The 15,598-nt window shown below is 71.3% G+C and carries 15 protein-coding genes; 5 read left to right on the top strand and 10 right to left on the bottom strand.

From position 1 onward, the window contains the following. Nucleotides 1–15: 15 nt before the first annotated feature. Nucleotides 16–606 (bottom strand): cob(I)yrinic acid a,c-diamide adenosyltransferase, encoded by a 591-nt coding sequence (locus tag ACFQSB_RS14815; protein ID WP_380826976.1) that lies wholly within the window; start codon nucleotides 604–606, stop codon nucleotides 16–18. Between the two features lie 176 nt (nucleotides 607–782). Between ACFQSB_RS14815 and ACFQSB_RS14810 the strand changes: the two genes are divergently transcribed. After that, a complete protein-coding gene (locus ACFQSB_RS14810) occupies nucleotides 783–1,100 on the top strand; it encodes an STAS domain-containing protein (RefSeq protein ID WP_354916517.1) in 318 nt (105 codons plus the stop codon). Between the two features lie 237 nt (nucleotides 1,101–1,337). Here the strand turns inward: ACFQSB_RS14810 and ACFQSB_RS14805 are convergent, their stop codons facing one another. The 9 genes from ACFQSB_RS14805 to ACFQSB_RS14765 all read right to left on the bottom strand — a co-directional run bounded on the left by ACFQSB_RS14805 (nucleotide 1,338) and on the right by ACFQSB_RS14765 (nucleotide 11,179). Continuing rightward, nucleotides 1,338–1,946 carry a TetR/AcrR family transcriptional regulator gene (locus tag ACFQSB_RS14805; RefSeq protein WP_380826975.1) on the bottom strand — a complete coding sequence of 203 codons (609 nt, stop codon included), beginning with the start codon at nucleotides 1,944–1,946 and terminating at the stop codon, nucleotides 1,338–1,340. Nucleotides 1,947–2,026: 80 nt separating this feature from the next. Next, nucleotides 2,027–3,514, bottom strand: coding sequence for an aldehyde dehydrogenase family protein (locus ACFQSB_RS14800; protein WP_380826973.1), 1,488 nt, complete (start codon nucleotides 3,512–3,514; stop codon nucleotides 2,027–2,029). A 194-nt stretch (nucleotides 3,515–3,708) separates the two neighbouring features. Then, nucleotides 3,709–4,326, bottom strand: coding sequence for a response regulator (locus ACFQSB_RS14795; protein WP_380826972.1), 618 nt, complete (start codon nucleotides 4,324–4,326; stop codon nucleotides 3,709–3,711). Then, nucleotides 4,323–5,588 carry a sensor histidine kinase gene (locus ACFQSB_RS14790; RefSeq protein WP_380826971.1) on the bottom strand — a complete coding sequence of 422 codons (1,266 nt, stop codon included), beginning with the start codon at nucleotides 5,586–5,588 and terminating at the stop codon, nucleotides 4,323–4,325. Before ACFQSB_RS14790 ends, ACFQSB_RS14795 begins: the two co-directional genes overlap by 4 nt. A 110-nt stretch (nucleotides 5,589–5,698) precedes the next feature. Continuing rightward, nucleotides 5,699–6,553, bottom strand: coding sequence for an ABC transporter permease (locus ACFQSB_RS14785; protein ID WP_380826969.1), 855 nt, complete (start codon nucleotides 6,551–6,553; stop codon nucleotides 5,699–5,701). Beyond that, a complete protein-coding gene (locus ACFQSB_RS14780; RefSeq protein WP_380826968.1) occupies nucleotides 6,550–7,398 on the bottom strand; it encodes an ABC transporter ATP-binding protein in 849 nt (282 codons plus the stop codon). Before ACFQSB_RS14780 ends, ACFQSB_RS14785 begins: the two co-directional genes overlap by 4 nt. Before the next feature lie 142 nt (nucleotides 7,399–7,540). After that, a complete protein-coding gene (locus ACFQSB_RS14775) occupies nucleotides 7,541–8,719 on the bottom strand; it encodes a glycosyltransferase family 4 protein (RefSeq protein ID WP_380826967.1) in 1,179 nt (392 codons plus the stop codon). A 624-nt stretch (nucleotides 8,720–9,343) separates the two neighbouring features. After that, complete coding sequence (gene nucS, locus ACFQSB_RS14770; protein WP_380826966.1) at nucleotides 9,344–10,003, bottom strand: endonuclease NucS; 660 nt, start codon at nucleotides 10,001–10,003, stop codon at nucleotides 9,344–9,346. A gap of 99 nt (nucleotides 10,004–10,102) precedes the next feature. Continuing rightward, nucleotides 10,103–11,179, bottom strand: a complete 1,077-nt coding sequence (locus ACFQSB_RS14765) for a hypothetical protein (RefSeq protein WP_380826965.1) — start codon at nucleotides 11,177–11,179, stop codon at nucleotides 10,103–10,105. A gap of 871 nt (nucleotides 11,180–12,050) precedes the next feature. Here ACFQSB_RS14765 and ACFQSB_RS14760 point away from each other — a divergent pair. The 4 genes from ACFQSB_RS14760 to ACFQSB_RS14745 all read left to right on the top strand — a co-directional run bounded on the left by ACFQSB_RS14760 (nucleotide 12,051) and on the right by ACFQSB_RS14745 (nucleotide 15,586). Continuing rightward, entirely contained in the window at nucleotides 12,051–13,532 is a 1,482-nt protein-coding gene (locus tag ACFQSB_RS14760) for a 3-hydroxyacyl-CoA dehydrogenase family protein (protein WP_380826964.1), read from the top strand. A 36-nt stretch (nucleotides 13,533–13,568) separates the two neighbouring features. Next, entirely contained in the window at nucleotides 13,569–13,889 is a 321-nt protein-coding gene (locus ACFQSB_RS14755; protein ID WP_380826963.1) for an ATP/GTP-binding protein, read from the top strand. A 178-nt stretch (nucleotides 13,890–14,067) separates the two neighbouring features. After that, the gene (locus ACFQSB_RS14750; protein ID WP_380826961.1) at nucleotides 14,068–14,772 is read left to right on the top strand and encodes an alpha/beta hydrolase; all 705 of its coding nucleotides are present in this window, start codon (nucleotides 14,068–14,070) and stop codon (nucleotides 14,770–14,772) included. Between the two features lie 55 nt (nucleotides 14,773–14,827). Further along, nucleotides 14,828–15,586 (top strand): SDR family NAD(P)-dependent oxidoreductase, encoded by a 759-nt coding sequence (locus ACFQSB_RS14745; RefSeq protein WP_380826959.1) that lies wholly within the window; start codon nucleotides 14,828–14,830, stop codon nucleotides 15,584–15,586. The last annotated feature ends 12 nt before the right edge of the window (nucleotides 15,587–15,598 follow it).

Below are 15,598 nucleotides of genomic sequence, written 5' to 3'. Positions count from 1 at the left end.
GACGGGGGTTAAGGGTCAGCGGGTGGCGCCGGGTTTCCAGAGGAGTTCGGTGCCGTCCGCGGTGATGCGGCACAGGATGAACATCAGGTCGCTCAGGCGGTTGAGGTAGGTCGCGGTCAGCGGGTTGACATCGTCGTGGGCCGCGAGGGCCGCCCAGGCCGTGCGCTCGGCCCGCCGGACGACGGTACGGGCGACGTGCATGAGCGCCGTGCCGGGGGTGCCGCCGGGAAGGATGAAGCTGCGCAGGGGCTTCAACCGCTCGTTGAACCGGTCGCACTGGGCTTCCAGCCACTCCACGTACGACGGCTCGACGCGCAGCGGCGGGAACTCCGGGTCGGGCGTGAGGGGCGTGCACAGGTCCGCTCCGACGTCGAACAACTCGTTCTGCACGCGGGACAGCACCTCGGCGACCTCGGCGGGCAGGTTCCCCATGGCCATGGCGACGCCGATCGCGGCGTTGGCCTCCTCGACGTCGGCGTAGGCGGCGAGCCGGGGGTCGGTCTTGTGCGTGCGGCTCATGTCGCCGAGGTTCGTGCTGCCGTCGTCTCCCGTGCGCGTGTAGATCTTGGAGAGGACGACCGGCTTGTCGTTGTCAGCTCGCGTCATGCCGCCCAGCGTAATCCGGGTGCCTGATCCCCCTGCCCGCGCGGGCCGCGCGCGTGCGGCGGTGCTCGGCCGGACGCCCGCGACGTGCGGTTTGACCAGGATCGAGGCATGGGGAACGCCGAAGCGGGCAGGGAGACGATGCGGCCTCGACAGGTCGCCGGACATGAGGAGGCGGCATGCGAGGCCGGATGGGTCCGGGTTGCCAGGAGGTCCACGTCGGGTCCCGGCTCGATGTGGGTACCGTCGCGGAGCTGCGGCCGCGCCTGCACGAGGCGGTCGAGAGCGGCGAGGGTGACATGTTCGTCGATCTCTCCGGCCTGGAGATGATCGACTCGGCCGGCCTGGGGGTTCTCGTCGGCACGCATCGCCGTGCGCTACGCGCGGGTCGCCGCCTTGTCCTGCGGGGAGTGCCGCCGCGGGTCATGCGGGTGCTCGCCATCACCCGGTTGCACCGGGTGCTTCGGGTCGAGCTGCCCGTGGCCGCGGTGGCCTAGTCCAGTGCGCTGTCCACGACGTTCGCCGGCTCGGGCTCCGTAGTAGGCGCCGGCATCGCCACACCACGACCCGCCGACCCGGCGCCGATCATTGCAGCACTTGGCCGGGGGTGGAGCCGCGCCCGGTGACGTAAGTGGTCGCCGCATCAGTCACGCGTCCGCCGCGCGCCGTGGGTGCGCGGGCAAGAGCGCGGGTCGGGGAGCCGGGCGGGTACGGCTCGGGCGTTCGCCGGGCGCTCAGGTGCCGAACGAGCGGCGGAAGATGTGGACGGCCGTCTCGATGAGGTGGTCCAGGGGCGGGCGTTCCTCGGCCAGCACCCACTCGATCAGCAGCTCCTGCAGCGCGCCTACGACCCCGAGGGCGAGCAGGTGGGTCAGGTTCGGCAGGCCGTCCGGCAGGTCTCCCAGGCTCTGTTCGATGATCTCGGTGAAGCCCTTGACCGCGCGCTGCCGGTGGGCGGTGAGGATGTCGCCCGCCCGCCGCACCTCAAGGTGCATGATGCGGGCGCGGCGCAGGTCCCGGGTGACGAAGGTGATGTACTCCCTGATGCCCGCGCAGATCCGGCTGTCGGGGTCGCCCGGCGCCTCGCCGATGGCCTTGGAGACCGCGAGGATGGTCTCCTCGACGCAACGGTCGTACACGGCGCGCATAAGATCTTCGCGTCCCGTGAAACATTCATAGAAAGCACGGTTGGAGATGCGCGCCGAGGCGCACAGCCGCTCGATCGTGGTCGCGGTGAAGCCCGCGCCGGCGAACAGCGTGTAGGCGGCGGTCAGCAGCCGTTCTCTGCGGTCGGCTAATCGCTGCTCCGCTGTCATTCCGCGGTAGTCGCGTCCGGTCGCCACTGCTCACCTCGCGTCCTGCTGGCCCCGTAGGAACCCATCATTATGGACGCAAGATCGTTTTTCTGGAAGTATCAGGACAACTACCTTCTGCGTCGACCATGCAGGAATGTGATCAGCTTCACAAGGCGGTCCATCTCCGCGGGGGTCCGGCGGAAGGAGGTGATGGTCATCCCGGGCAACGGGAACCGCTGGCGGGCGATGGCCTTCGGCCGGGCGAACTCGCGCAGCCCGTCCGCGCCGTGGATGCGCCCGAACCCCGAGTCGCCCACGCCGCCGAAGGGCAGCGACGGCACACCCGCGAACGAGATGACCGAGTTGATCGCCGTCATCCCGCTGAGCATCGCCCGCGCCAGCTCCATGGCCCGCCGCGCGTTGCCCGAGAAGACCGTGCCTCCCAGGCCGTAGGAGACCGCGTTGGTCCTGCGCATCGCCTCCTCGGCGTTCGCGACCTTGCGCACGGTGACCGTCGGCCCGAACGTCTCCTCGCGCACCGCGCTGGAGTCCTCCGGCACGTCCGTCAGCACCACGGGATCGACGTAAGGGGGCCGCACGGACGCGGCGCCGCCGACGACGGCCGTGCCGCCCTTGGCGAGGGCGTCGTCGACGTGCCGCCGGATCACCTCGGTCTGGGCCGGCATGGTGATCGGCCCGTAGTCCTCACCGGTGCGCACCGCCCGCGCCCGCTCGGTGAGCTCGCGCATGAAGGCGTCGTAGACCCCCTCGACCACGTACACGCGCTCGACGCCCACACAGGTCTGCCCGGCGTTGGACATCGCCCCCCACAGCGCGGCGTCGGCCGCGGCGGCGACGTCGGCGTCCGCGTCCACGATGAGCGCGTCCTTTCCGCCGCACTCGGCCACCATCGGCGTGAGGTTGGCCGCGCAGGCGGCCATGACCCGCTTGGCGGTGGCCGTCGAGCCGGTGAAGGCGATCTTGCGGACGCCGGGGTCGGCGGCCAGCGCCGCCCCGGTGTCGCCGAGCCCGGTGACCACCTGGAACACCTCGTGCTCGGGCACGCTCTGGCGGAACAGCTCCGCCAGCAGCACGCCGACGCCGGGGGTGAGCTCGCTGGGCTTGAACACCACGGCGTTTCCCGCGGCGAGGGCGTAGGAGATCGACCCCATCGGGGTGAAGACGGGGTAGTTCCACGGCCCTATCACCCCGACCACGCCGAGGGGCAGGTACTCCAGGGTGGCGGCGAGGTTGGCGCCGAGCAGGCCCGGCGAGACGCGGCGCCGGCCGAGGACCTTGCGGGCGTTGCGCGCCGCCCAGTCGAGGTGGGTGATCGTCAGCACCGTCTCCAGCGTGGCGTCGCCGATCGGCTTGCCGGTCTCCTGGTGGACGAGGTCGGCGATGCGGCCGAGGTTGGCGACGAGCACCGCCTTGTAGTCGAGCAGCCGGCGCCTGCGCGCCTCGAAGCCCAGCCCCGCCCACCAGCGGGCCGCCTCTCCGGCGCGCTCCACGGCCGCGTGGACGGCCTCGGCGTCGTGGCGCGGGTGGGTGCCGACGACGGCGCCCGTAGCGGGGTTCAGTGAGTCGAAGGCGGCCTGCTCGGTGGCGGTTGTCATGGCGTCTCCTCCTCGGGCCTCACGGCCGCGCTCGCGCCCGGATGCGCCCGTCCGGGACCACGCTGGTCCCTGCCCGGGACCTGTGGTCACCTTAGCCGCGCCGCCACACCGGACACCATCTGCCCCGAACATTGTTCCGCGTCCGTGTCGCGCCCGTGCCGCCGGCCTGTGCCGCGCCGTTCCCGGGAGCGAGGCTAGAGATGACCGCGGGCGAGCGCGGTGGTGACGGCGGCGGTGCGGTCGGAGACGCCCAGCTTGCCGAAGATCCGCAGAAGGTGCGTCTTGACCGTCGCCTCGCTGATGAACAGTTCCCTGCCCACCTCGGCGTTGGTCAGACCGCGCGCCACCAGCGCCAGCACCTCGGTCTCCCTGGGCGACAGCGACCCGGCGGCCGGCGCCCGCATGCGGGTCACCAGCCTGGTCGCCACGGCCGGCGACAGCACGGTCTCGCCGCGGGCCGCGCCGAAGACGGCCGCGACCAGGTCGGCCCGCGAGGTGTCCTTCAGCAGGTAGCCCGCCGCGCCGGCCTCGACCGCGCGCACGATGTCCTGGTCGGTCTCGTAGGTCGTCAGGACGATCACCCGGGTCTCCGGGCGGCCGGCCAGGATCGCCGGGATGGCATCGGCGCCGTCGCCGCCGGGCATGCGCAGGTCCATGAGGATCACGTCCGGGGACAGCTCGCGGGCGCACACCACCGCCTCGCGACCCGAGCCGGCCTCGCCCGCCACTGCGATGCCGGGATCGGCCTCCAGCATGCCCCGCAGGCCCTCACGGACCACAGGATGGTCGTCGACGATCAGCACGCGTATCACTCGATGCCGCCCTTCTGGGGGAGCCGGACGGTGAGCGTGGTGCCGCGCCCGGGAGCGGTGTCCAGGTCCACGGTGCCGCCCGCCTGCTCGACGCGGCCCCGCATGGCGCGCAGGCCGAACCCGGCGGAGGGGGACAGGCCGTCGAACCCCGCTCCGTCGTCGCTCACGCGCAGGACCACCTCCTGGTCGAGGTAGGTCAGTCCGAGCGAGGCCGACGCGGCCCCGGCGTGCTTGCGCACGTTGGCCAGCCCCTCTTGCGCCGCGCGGATCAGCACGACCTCCGCGCCGGGCGGCAGCGCCCGTGAACGGCCCTCGACGCCGAAGGACAGCGGGATGCCGAGCTCTTCGCCGACGCGCGAGGCGATGCGGCTCAGAGCCTCCTCCAGGCTCGACCCGTCCAGCGGAGGCGGCCGCAGGACGGTGATCAGCCCTCGCGCCTCGTCCAGGCCTTCCTGCGCGGTGCGCATGGCCAGCGCCAGGTGCCGGGAAGGGTCGGGCTGCGCCTCCGCCGCCTGGAGCAGCATGATGATGCTGGTGAAGCCCTGCGCGAGGGTGTCGTGGATGTCCCCGGCCAGCCGTTCGCGCTCGGCCAGGGCGCCGCGCTCGCGCGAGAGCCGCTCCACCTCGGCCCGGCTGGCCGACAGCTCCTCGATCAGCTCGGCCCGGTCGGCGCTCTGGTTGACGATGCGGGTGATCCACCGCCCGGCGATGATCGAGAAGACCGCCGCCACCACGCCGGAGGCCACGAAGCCGACCAGGTCGTCCATGCGGACGCCGGGCGTCATGACGAAGCGGATCGCCGGGGCCGTGTTCAGCAGCAGCACGGTGGTGACCGCCCACCGCACGGGCAGCGCCATGAACATCTGCGGGCACAGGGCGAACAGGGCGAACGTCGACGGTGGGGCGATCACCGTGGCGGGGACGAACGTCACGATCGCGAAGCCGGCGTAGAGCAACCCGAAACGGCCGTAGTGACGCTGGGCCTTGAGCGCGCGCCGCCCGACGAGCACGTAGGCGACGGCGCACGCGCACAGGGAGCCGATGGCCACGGCTTTGGCGGCGTCCCCCGCGCGCCTGTCCATGATCACCAGCGCGAGGGTCACCACGAACGCGAGCAGGTAGAGCGCCTCCCACCCGCGCAGGATCTGCCAGGCGTTGGCCACCGGCCCGTTCGCGCCGCCCGACGCGCCGGGTCTGGGGCCGGCCGTGACCGCCGGCCCGCCCGGGGCCGTGACCGCGCGGCCGCCGGGGGATGTGTCCACGGGGCGGCCGGGGGATGTGTCCACGGGGCCGCCGGGGAGCGGCATCGTGAGGCGGTCAGGGGGCGGGCCGCCCGGGCGGGTGGGGAGAAGGCCGGTGAGAGTCCGTCGCGTCATCCGTCGCGGCGGCTCTTCCAGCGGAACGTCATCAGGCACAGGGCAAGACCTCCGACGACCCACGCTGCCAGGACCATGGCCACGCGGTCCAGTTCGTAGGTGCCCGTGATCTCCAGGGCGGCCCCCGAATCGCCCAGGAAGACCGATCTGAAGCCCTGGCACATCCATTTCAGCGGGAAGAAGGAGGAGATTCCGACCAGCCACTGCGGTAGCTGGGTGAAGGGGATGTAGACCCCTGAGATGAACTGCAGCACCACGAACGGCAGGCTGATCACCGCCGAGGCGCTGCGGGCCGAGCGCGGCAGGCCGCTGACCGCGATGCCGAGCAGCGAGGAGGCGGTGATGCCGAGCACGAAGACCCAGGCGAAGGTCGCCCAGCGGACCGGGTCGGAGGGCAGGCGCACGTCGTAGGCGGCCACGCCGATGGCCAGCAGGATCGCGACCTCCAGGAAGGCCACCAGGAGCACCTGCAGGATCTTGCCGACGAAGTAGGCGCTGTGCGGGATGGGAGTGCCGGACAGGCGCTTCAGCGTGCCGTCGTCGCGGTCGACGGCGATGCCGATGCCGAGGTTCTGGAAGCTCGCGGCCATGACCCCCGCGCCGATGAGCCCCGCGGTGTAGAGCTGGGAGGCGGTGATGGAGGTGCCCCCGAGCCGGTCGGAGAAGATGGAGCCGAAGATCGCCAGCAGCACGATCGGGAAGGCGAAGGTGAAGACGACGGCGTCCCTCTCGCGGAAGAACATCCGGGTCTCCACGCCGGCCCTGGACCAGCCGAGCGCGAGCGCCGAGGGCAGGCGGGGCGGTGCGGCCGGGGGAGCGGCCGCGGCGGGGGCGGTGACGGCGTCGGTCATCGGGCCGTCTCCGCGATGAGGTTCATGTAGACGTCCTCCAGGGACGGTCGGGTCACGGTCAGCTCGGGGACCTCGCCGCCGAACCGGCCGGTGAGCTCCAGAATGGTCGCGGTCGGTGTGCCGGTCTCCAGGTGCCGGCGCTCGCCGTCCTCCAGCCAGCCCACCGTCGCGCGGGCGGCGGCCCGGCCGCCGAGGGTGGAGGGGCGGTCCTGCGCCACGATGCGGCCCCTGGCGATCACCGCCACCCGGTCGGCCAGCGCCTCGGCCTCGTCCAGATAGTGGGTGGTCAGCACGATCGTCGTGCCGTCGCGGGCCAGGTCCTCGATCAGCTCCCAGAACGTGCGCCGCGCCTCGGGGTCGAAGCCGGTCGTCGGCTCGTCGAGGAACAGCAGCTCCGGGCGGCCGACGACGCCGAGCGCCACGTCGACGCGGCGCCGCTGGCCGCCGGAGAGCTGCCTGATGCGCTTGCCGGCCTGCTCCGCCAGCCCGACCCGGGCGATCACCTCGTCGGGGTCCCGGGCGCCGGGGTAGTAGCCGGCGAAGTGGCGGACGGTCTCGCGCACCGTCAGCTCGGCGGTGTCGTTGGAGGTCTGCAGGACGATGCCGACCCGGCTCCGCCACTGCCGGGTGGGATGGCCGGGGTCGGCGCCGAGCACGGCGACCTCGCCCGCGTCCCGCTTGCGGTACCCCTCCAGGATCTCGACCGTGGTGGACTTGCCCGCGCCGTTCGGGCCGAGGATGGCGAACACCTCTCCCGCGGCGATGTCCAGGTCGATGCCGTCCACCGCCCGGACCTCGCCGTAGCGCTTGGTCAGCCCGCGGACCCTCACAGCTGTCTGCGTCATGCCCTCGAGCATCGTCCGTCCGGACCCCGCGCGGCACCACCGGACAACCGACCCCGTGTCCTCCGTTCGGTGGACACCGCCGCGCTACGCCGGTGCGCTACGCCGGCGCCCGCGGGGCCGGTTCCGGGGCGTCAGGGCGGGGTCAGACCGGCGTGCCGAGCGAGCACTCGGGCTGCGGCCGGCGCTCGTCCAGCTCGGCCAGCAGGGCCGTCCACTGGGCGCCGATCACCTCCATGTCGTAGGACGCGGCGGTCTTCAGCGCGTTGGCGCCCATCTCGCGCCGCAGTTCCTCGTCCTCGATCAGGCGGCAGATGCCGGCCGCCAGCGCGGCGGCCTTCTTGGACCGGACGAGAAGCCCGTCGTGGCCGTCGGTGATGATCTCCTTGGGGCCGTGCGGGCAGTTGAAGCTGACCACCGGCACGCCCTTGCTCATCGCTTCCAGGATGGTCATGCCGAAGCCCTCGTAGCGGGAGCTGACGGCGTAGATCGACGCCTTGGACAGCTCGACGCCGATCTCGGGGGTGCTGCCCATGAGGAAGACCTTGTCCGACAGCCCCGCCGCGTCGATGCGGTCGCGCAGCTTCTCCTCGCGTTCGGGGGTGCCGCCGCCGTAGATGCGCAGCACCCAGTCGGGGTGGGTCTCGGCGACGCTCTTCCAGGCGTTGACCAGGCGGTCGAAGCCCTTGGCCCACACGACGCGGCCGATGCCGACGACCACCTTCTCCTCCAGGGACGACTCCTCGCCGGCCAGGTCGGGGATGGCGTTGGGGATGCGCAGCAGACGCCCGGGCGGGTTCCCCTTCAGTAACCTGGTGTACTCCTTCAGATCGGCCCTGGTGAGCGTGGTGAAGGCGTCGAGCCTGCCGTAGCGCCTCTTGATCTGGGTCTGGAGCTGCGGGCCGTGCGACTCCAGGGTGACGTGTTCCTGGCCGATGGTGAGCACCTCCGGCGGCGCGAACAGGCCCATGGCCAGGTTGAAGGCCGGCCGCGTGCCGATGACCACCCCGCCCCGCAGCGAGCGCAGGTAGCGGGCCAGCCGCAGATCGGTCAGAAGGCTCATGTTGAGGTAGGCCTTCTCCTCCTCGGGGACCAACCTGCTCGGACGCCGGGCGAGGAACTCGGCGAGCCGTCCTCGGGGGGCGATGCGGTCGTCCAGGAAGCGCAGCCGCACACCGGGCGGCATCGGGAAGAACGGCTCCTCGTTGGTGCGGGTCAGGCTGACGATCTCCACGTCGTGCTCGCGCGCCAGGTAGGCGGCCAGGTTGAGCACGGTGCGGATCGTGCCGCCCATCCCGTAGGCGTGCAGAAGCAGGATGTGCACCGATCGAGTGCTCCGTGGCGGAGCCTTCCGCGCCCGCCGCGCGTTCACCAGGTCGAGCAGCTTCACCGCCCCACGTGCGACGGCCTTGCGTCCCCTCGTCAACACCCCGAAGACCCCTCAAATCGTGCGGTCATGGACATGCCCCTCGTATCCCATGTGCCATCTCGGCCGGGAAGCATCCGTGACCGCGGGTGAGAATAATGAACTACCCCGTGGAAGGTAAGGATTGCGTTAGCGCGGCCCTTACCTTGCCCTCACTCGCATGATCTAGACGCTCTCAAGGGGTGCTTCCGTTGCATCTGGTTCACAGGTAATTCACGGAGTAATGCACCGATAGCGGAACGTATGGCCACAGGGGCGGCATGGGGTGCGGTGTCCGGTTCTGTGAAGGTGAACGGCCTTGCGGTGCGGACCTCTGGCAAGGCCGGGCGGGATGTGGAGGAGGGGACTGGTCGTTCTGCGCCATTCCTTCTATGAACTGTCCCGATAAATGGCGGCGTTCTGGGCGAATGACGGGTTTCGCGATATATGTACAGATTTGGGGTTTAGTTCCGTCCGGTCGGGCGCGACCGGAACAGGGCATGGCTCCGCCCGGACGCGACCGGCGGTGACGAACGGCGCGGGTCAGAAAAGGGTGTCGGTGCGCTCGATGCCGCGCAGGGCGTCGTAGTCGAGAGTGACGCAGTCGATGCCGCGGTCGACGGCCAGCACTCTGGCCTGCGGCCTGATCTCCTGGGCGGCGAAGATGCCCTTCACCGGCGCCAGCAGGGTGTCGCGGTTGAGCAGCTCCAGATAGCGGGTGAGCTGCTCGACGCCGTCGATCTCGCCACGCCGCTTGATCTCGACGGCGACGGTGCCGCCCAGATGGTCGCGGCACAGGATGTCCACCGGCCCGATGGCCGTCGGGTACTCCCGGCGGACCAGCGTCCAGCCGGAGCCGAGCGTGGCGATGTTGTCGGCCAGCAGCTCCTGCAGGTGAGCCTCGACGCCGTCCTTCCGCAGGCCGGGATCGACGCCCAGCTCGTGCGAGGAGTCGTGCAGGATCTCCTCGATCGTCAGGACGAGCTGCTCGCCGGTCTTACCGTGGGTGACCGTCCACAGCCCCTCCTCCTCGCGCAGCTTGCACGGAGGGTTCATCCAGTTGAGCGGCTTGAACGCCCGGTCGTCGGCATGGATCGACACCGAACCGTCCGCTTTCAAGATCACCAAACGGTTCGCCATGGGCAAATGCGCTGACAGGCGGCCTATGTAGTCCACAGAGCATCGAGCGACGACGAGACGCATGGGGAAAGCCTAGCCCTCATGCGATCCAGCAGGGCATCAATAGGTTGGCGGCGATGGGGGCGCCGTCCCCGCGCCGCCGCGGACATCCGCGTGCCAGGGTCACCACCCCCAGGCTTTGAGCGCCGTCTGCTTGTCGAAGCCGACCAGCGAGGCCAGGAGCACGTAAAGCTCCCTGTCGTTGCGCTCCCTGGCCCTGTCCGCCGTGCGGCCCGCCGTGCTCTCCAGCCCGGGCTGCTTGTCGGCCGTGCTCAGCGCGCCGGCGAGGAAGGCCCGGGTGGCCTGCTCGCCACGCGCCCTGTAGCGGTCCATCAGGTAGGTCAAGTAGTCCTCGTGGTGGAGGAGCACCTTGGGGGGCGCGTCCGCCGAGACCACGATGGCGTCGTCGGGACCGGTGATGTGGCACGTGGCCGAGGTGTAGACGGCCCGGGTGTGCGCGGCGGCGAGGTGGTCCAGCGCGTTGACGACCTTGCGGAGCGAGGCGATCATCGTTCTCAGGGAGTCCGATGCGGTGAACAGGACGACGCTCAGCTCGCCGTTCGCGGTGAGGTCGGCCCCGGCCGCGGTCGCCTGCGTGAGGAAAGCCGTCATGTGCTGCGCGATCGTCTGCGAGGACGTGCCCGCATCGGCGTGCGACAGGTAGGAGATCCGCGCCGTGCGGCTCCACATGGCCAGCGCGGTACAGGTGTGAATCCGCGTCGTCCACGCCGTCCCGGCTCCGACGTGGTAGTACTGCTGGCCCGGCGCGTCACCCGTCTTGTCCATGCAGTCCTGCTCGATCGACACGCCGATCTCCGACAACCGCACGGGGGCGCTCCGCGCCGGCTCCACGACGTCGACCCGGCGGTCCTGGTCGCCGATGACGAGTTTGAGGGCGTCCACGGCCCCCACCTCGTCGAGGGTGCCGTAGAGCCGGAGCCGCGTGCCCTCCGGGTAGGCACCGCGCAGCGCTGCGGAGAAGGGGATGACCTGCCCGGTCTCGTCGACGCCGCACCCCTTGACGACCGTGCCCGCCACACCTGGCGTGATGCTGCCGACATCACTGGCCGAGGCGAGCGTGTAGGTCACGAGCGTGTTGACGGGGGAGAGGTCTCGCAGTCCGGCCGGGATGTCGTAGGTGTTCCCGGTCGTGAGATCGCGCAGGACGCCGGGAGTCATGAAGATCTTGCCGTTGGGCATTGCAACGCTCCAATGAGGGGGACGGCCCGTTTCCAGGCAGCCGAATAACCCAGGATGAAGAAATGGCCGCGGGCTCTCACGCGAATCACACCCCGGGCGTGAGCGGCCCGAAATCACGAATATGGCCCCGACTCGACCAAGGATCCCCCGGCGCCTTCCGAACCATAACACTCACCCCGGCCCTCGACCAGCAAAGGCCGCAGGCCCCGAAAATTCACAACCCAGGACCTCATGACCCCACCCCCATCAGCCCCTGAACACCAGTCAAACCACCCCCGCCTCTGATTTCCCTCATAAAACCAAGCCGGTAAATCACATTAATCCCCCAGATCAAATACACCCCCCGTCGACCCCCACCCCTGGCGCACTACAACCCGCCCCCATCCGCTGATCAGGTCGTCCAGGGCCTCCCGCGGTTCCTTGATGTCGGAGGAGCGGTCGCCGGCAGGGATGAAGGTCTTGGTTGTGATCTCAAACTCGCCCACCGTCCCTAGGAAGACGTCCTCCAGAAGCATCTGCAAGAAGTCCCGCTCCCAGGACTTTGCATATTGGCACCTGCCTGCCCTCGGGGCGGATCGGCATATGTGGTACTGGTAGTGCCTTGGCGAGCCATCGGCGAGTTTCTTGGTGGCCGAGTTTGCGGAGAATCTCTCGCCGCAGGGGCAGTGTTTCATTCCAGTTCTCACCGATTTGGCCGGCCGGGCACACCGGTGCTCGGTGACCGGATGGGAGAGCCGGCAGCCGCCGGCGAGACCGATGACGGCGAAGAGCCGCCCGCCCGGCTCCCGGAGGCGCCCCTTGGGGCCGTCGGACGGGAGAGGGGACGCCTCTGGGAGACTTGCGGCCAGAACAGGGACGGCAGGAGGGCAGGATGGCACGCACGTTCCACACCGTCGGCGTCGTCGGTCTCGGCACCATGGGCGCGGGCATCGCCGAGGTCTTCGCCCGGGCCGGGCTGAGCGTGATCGGCGTGGAGGTGGACGCCGCGGCGCTCGAGCGCGGCCGGGACAACCTCCGGCGGTCCACCGAGCGGGCCGTCGCCCGCGGCAGGATGACCCCCGGGGAGCGCGACGACATCCTCGCCAGGGTCGGCTTCACCGGCGCCCTCGCGGACCTGCGCGACGCCGACCTGGTCGTCGAGGCCATCCCCGAGGTGATGGACTACAAGCGCGCCCTGTTCGCGGACCTCGACCGCGTCTGCCGGCCCGACGCCGTCCTGGCCACCAACACCTCCTCGCTGTCGGTCACCGCGATCGCCGCGTTCACCTCCCGGCCGGGCCAGGTCGTCGGCATGCACTTCTTCAACCCGGCCCCGGTCATGCGGCTGGTCGAGGTCGTCGGCACGGTGGTCACCGAGGACGGGCTGACCGCGGACGTCGCGGAGCTCGCGCGGCGCGTCGGCAAGACGCCGGTCACCGTGGGCGACCGGGCCGGGTTCGTGGTCAACCGGCTGCTGCTCGGCTACCTCAACCACGCCGTCACGCTGCTGGAGCGCGGAGTGGCGGCCAAGGACGACATCGACACGGCCATGAAGACCGGGGCCGGCCTGCCGATGGGCCCGTTCACGCTGCTCGACCTGATCGGCCTGGACGTCTCCCACGAGATCTGCGAGGTGCTGTTCCAGGAGACGCGCGACCGGGTGCACGCCCCCGCCCCCCTGCTCAGGGAGCTGGTGACCGCCGGGTTGCTCGGGCGCAAGAGCGGCCGGGGCTTCCACGACCACGCCGGCGCACCCCGGCCTCCCGCCTCCGCGCCGGCAGGGCCGGCAGGGCCGGCGGTCGGGTCGGTCCACGTGCTCGGCGACGGCGCGGGGGATCTGGCCGCCCGGCTCGCGGCCGCGGGCGTCAAGCACGCCGAGGCGGAGGACGCCGACGTGGTGATCGCGCTGTCCGGCACCCCGGTCGTCGAGCACGCCGCGCGGCTGCCGCGTCCCGAGCGCCTGGCGGGGCTCCACCTGGTGGGCGACCGGGTGGCCGAGGTGGTCTCGACGGCGCTCACCGCCCCCGAGACGGCGCGCGCCGTCGCCGGCCTGATGGAGGCGCTCGGGCGCACCCCGGTGCCCTGCGCCGACCGCGCCGGGTTCGTGGTCGACGCGCTGCTCTACCCCTACCTCAACGACGCCGTCCGGATGTACGACTCCGGCTACGCCTCCATCGAGGACATCGACACCGCCATGCGCCTGGGCTGCGGCTACCCGGCCGGGCCGTTCGAGACCCTCGACGCCATCGGCCTCGGCACGGTACGCGACGGCCTGCGGGCGCTGTACGCCGAGTACCGCGAGCCGTTCTTCGCGCCGACGCCCCTGCTCGACCGCCTGGTGACCGCCGGTGTGACGAGCATCCGGGGCCGGTGACGGAAGAACACCCGCCACACCGACGTTCGTGCCGATATGAGCCCCCGCCGCGCCCGCCGTCCCGACCCGAGAGACAAGGGTCGCGGCTCCGTCGCGCCGCGCCCGCTCGACGGAGTCCTGCGCGGCATGGAGCGGGTGGAGGAGGGACCTGACGGGGAGTGGAAGGTCCGCAACGTCTCCGGCGCGGGCTCTGACAAGATGTACCGCTGCCCGGGGTGCGACCAGGAGATCCGCGCGGGGCTGCCCCACGTGGTGAGCTGGCCCAACTGGAGCGGCGGAGAGGGGGAGCGCCGCCACTGGCACACCGCCTGCTGGCGCAAGCGCGTGGACCGCGGCCCCGGCCGCTCCCGCTACTGAGCCTGCCCCGTCTTCCCGGCCCCCGCGCCGCCTGAGACGCCCCGTCCGTCACGCCCCGTCCGTCACGCCCCGTCCGTCCCGCACCGCCTGACATGTCCCGCCCGTCACCGCCCCGGCGGAGATGCATCGCCCGTCGCCCGCCCGGTCGGCCTCCCGACCGCTACCTGAGGAGTACGCATTGGAGATCCGCTCGTCGACGGTGCTGCCCGCCGTGCGGGAGGACATCGAACTGCACACGGCCGACGGCCTGACCCTGGTGGGGGAGCTGGCGCTACCCCCCGAGGGGCGTCCCGCGGCCACGCTCATCTGCCTGCACCCGCTCCCGACGGCCGAGGGCATGATGGACAGCCACGTGCTGCGCAAGGCCTCCTACCGGCTGCCCGCGCTGGCCGGTGTCGCCGTGCTGCGCTTCAACACCCGGGGGACCTCCTCCGCGCGCGGCACGTCGGAGGGCGCGTTCGACGAGGGCGAGGGCGAGCGGTACGACGTGGCCGCCGCGCTGGAGTACGCCGAGTTCCACGACCTGCCCGCTCCCTGGCTGCTCGGCTGGTCGTTCGGCACCGAACTGGCGCTCAAGTGGGGCCACGACCCGCTGGTCCAGGGTGCGATCCTGCTGTCGCCGCCGCTCAAGCGGGCCGGCGACGCCGACCTCGCGGCGTGGGCGGAGTTCGGCCGTCCCCTGGTCGCGCTGGTGCCGGAGTTCGACGACTACCTGCGCCCGGAGGAGGCCCGCCGGCGCTTCGCGGCCGTCCCGCAGGCCGAGGTGGTCGGCGTGGAGGGGGCCAAGCACCTCTGGGTCGGCGAGCCGTACGTGCGCATCGTGCTGGACGAGATCGTCAAGCGGGTCAACCCCTCGGCCTTCCCGCTGCCGACCGAGGTGTGACGCCGGGCGCGCCCGCCCCATAGAATCTTGTTCGGTTCGAGCAGAGGAGGCTGTCGTGCAGGCGTTCGATCTATCAGGACAGAAGGCGTTCGTGACCGGGGCGTCGCGGGGCATCGGCAGGGCGATCGCCCTGGCCTACGCCGAGGCGGGCGCCGACCTGGTCCTGGTCGCGCGCTCGCCCGAGCCCCTGGCCCAGGTCGCCAAGGAGGTCGAGGCGCTGGGACGGTCGGCGCACGTCATCCCGGCCGACCTGTCCGACCGGGACGCCGCCGCGGCGGCCGTGCGGCAGGCGCTCCAGGCGTTCGGCCACCTGGACATCGTGGTGAACAACGCCGGCGGCTCCAACTTCATCGTCCCGTTCAAGGACCTGCGGCTGTCCGGCTGGGACAAGATCATGAAGCTCAACCTGGACTCGGCGATGGCGGTGTGCCACGCCGTCGCGCCGCACCTGCTGGAGCGCGGGAGCGGCTCGGTGATCAACGTGGCGTCCATCGCCGCCCAGGGCGCCCCGTTCATGGCCCCGTACGCCGCGGCCAAGGCCGGACTGGTGGGGCTCACCAGGACCCTGGCGCTGGAATGGGCCGGCAGCGGGGTGCGGGTCAACGCCCTGTGCCCGGGCTGGACGGCCACCGACCTCAACCGCAGCCTCCGCGAGGACGAGAACGCCGGGCGGGCCATGGTGGCGAACGTCCCCATGGCCCGCTGGGGCACGCCGGAGGAGATGGCCGGCCCTGCCCTGTTCCTCGCCGCGCCCGCCTCCTCCTACATGACCGGGCAGGCGCTCTTCGTCGACGGCGGGCTCACCACCGCCTGAGCCGTCCAGGGG

Origin of the sequence: Sphaerisporangium rhizosphaerae, assembly GCF_042665155.1 — a bacterium.
Lineage (GTDB): Bacteria > Actinomycetota > Actinomycetes > Streptosporangiales > Streptosporangiaceae > Sphaerisporangium > Sphaerisporangium rhizosphaerae.
Note: the sequence above shows the minus strand (reverse complement) of the source record. Positions and strands in the feature narration are given on the sequence as shown.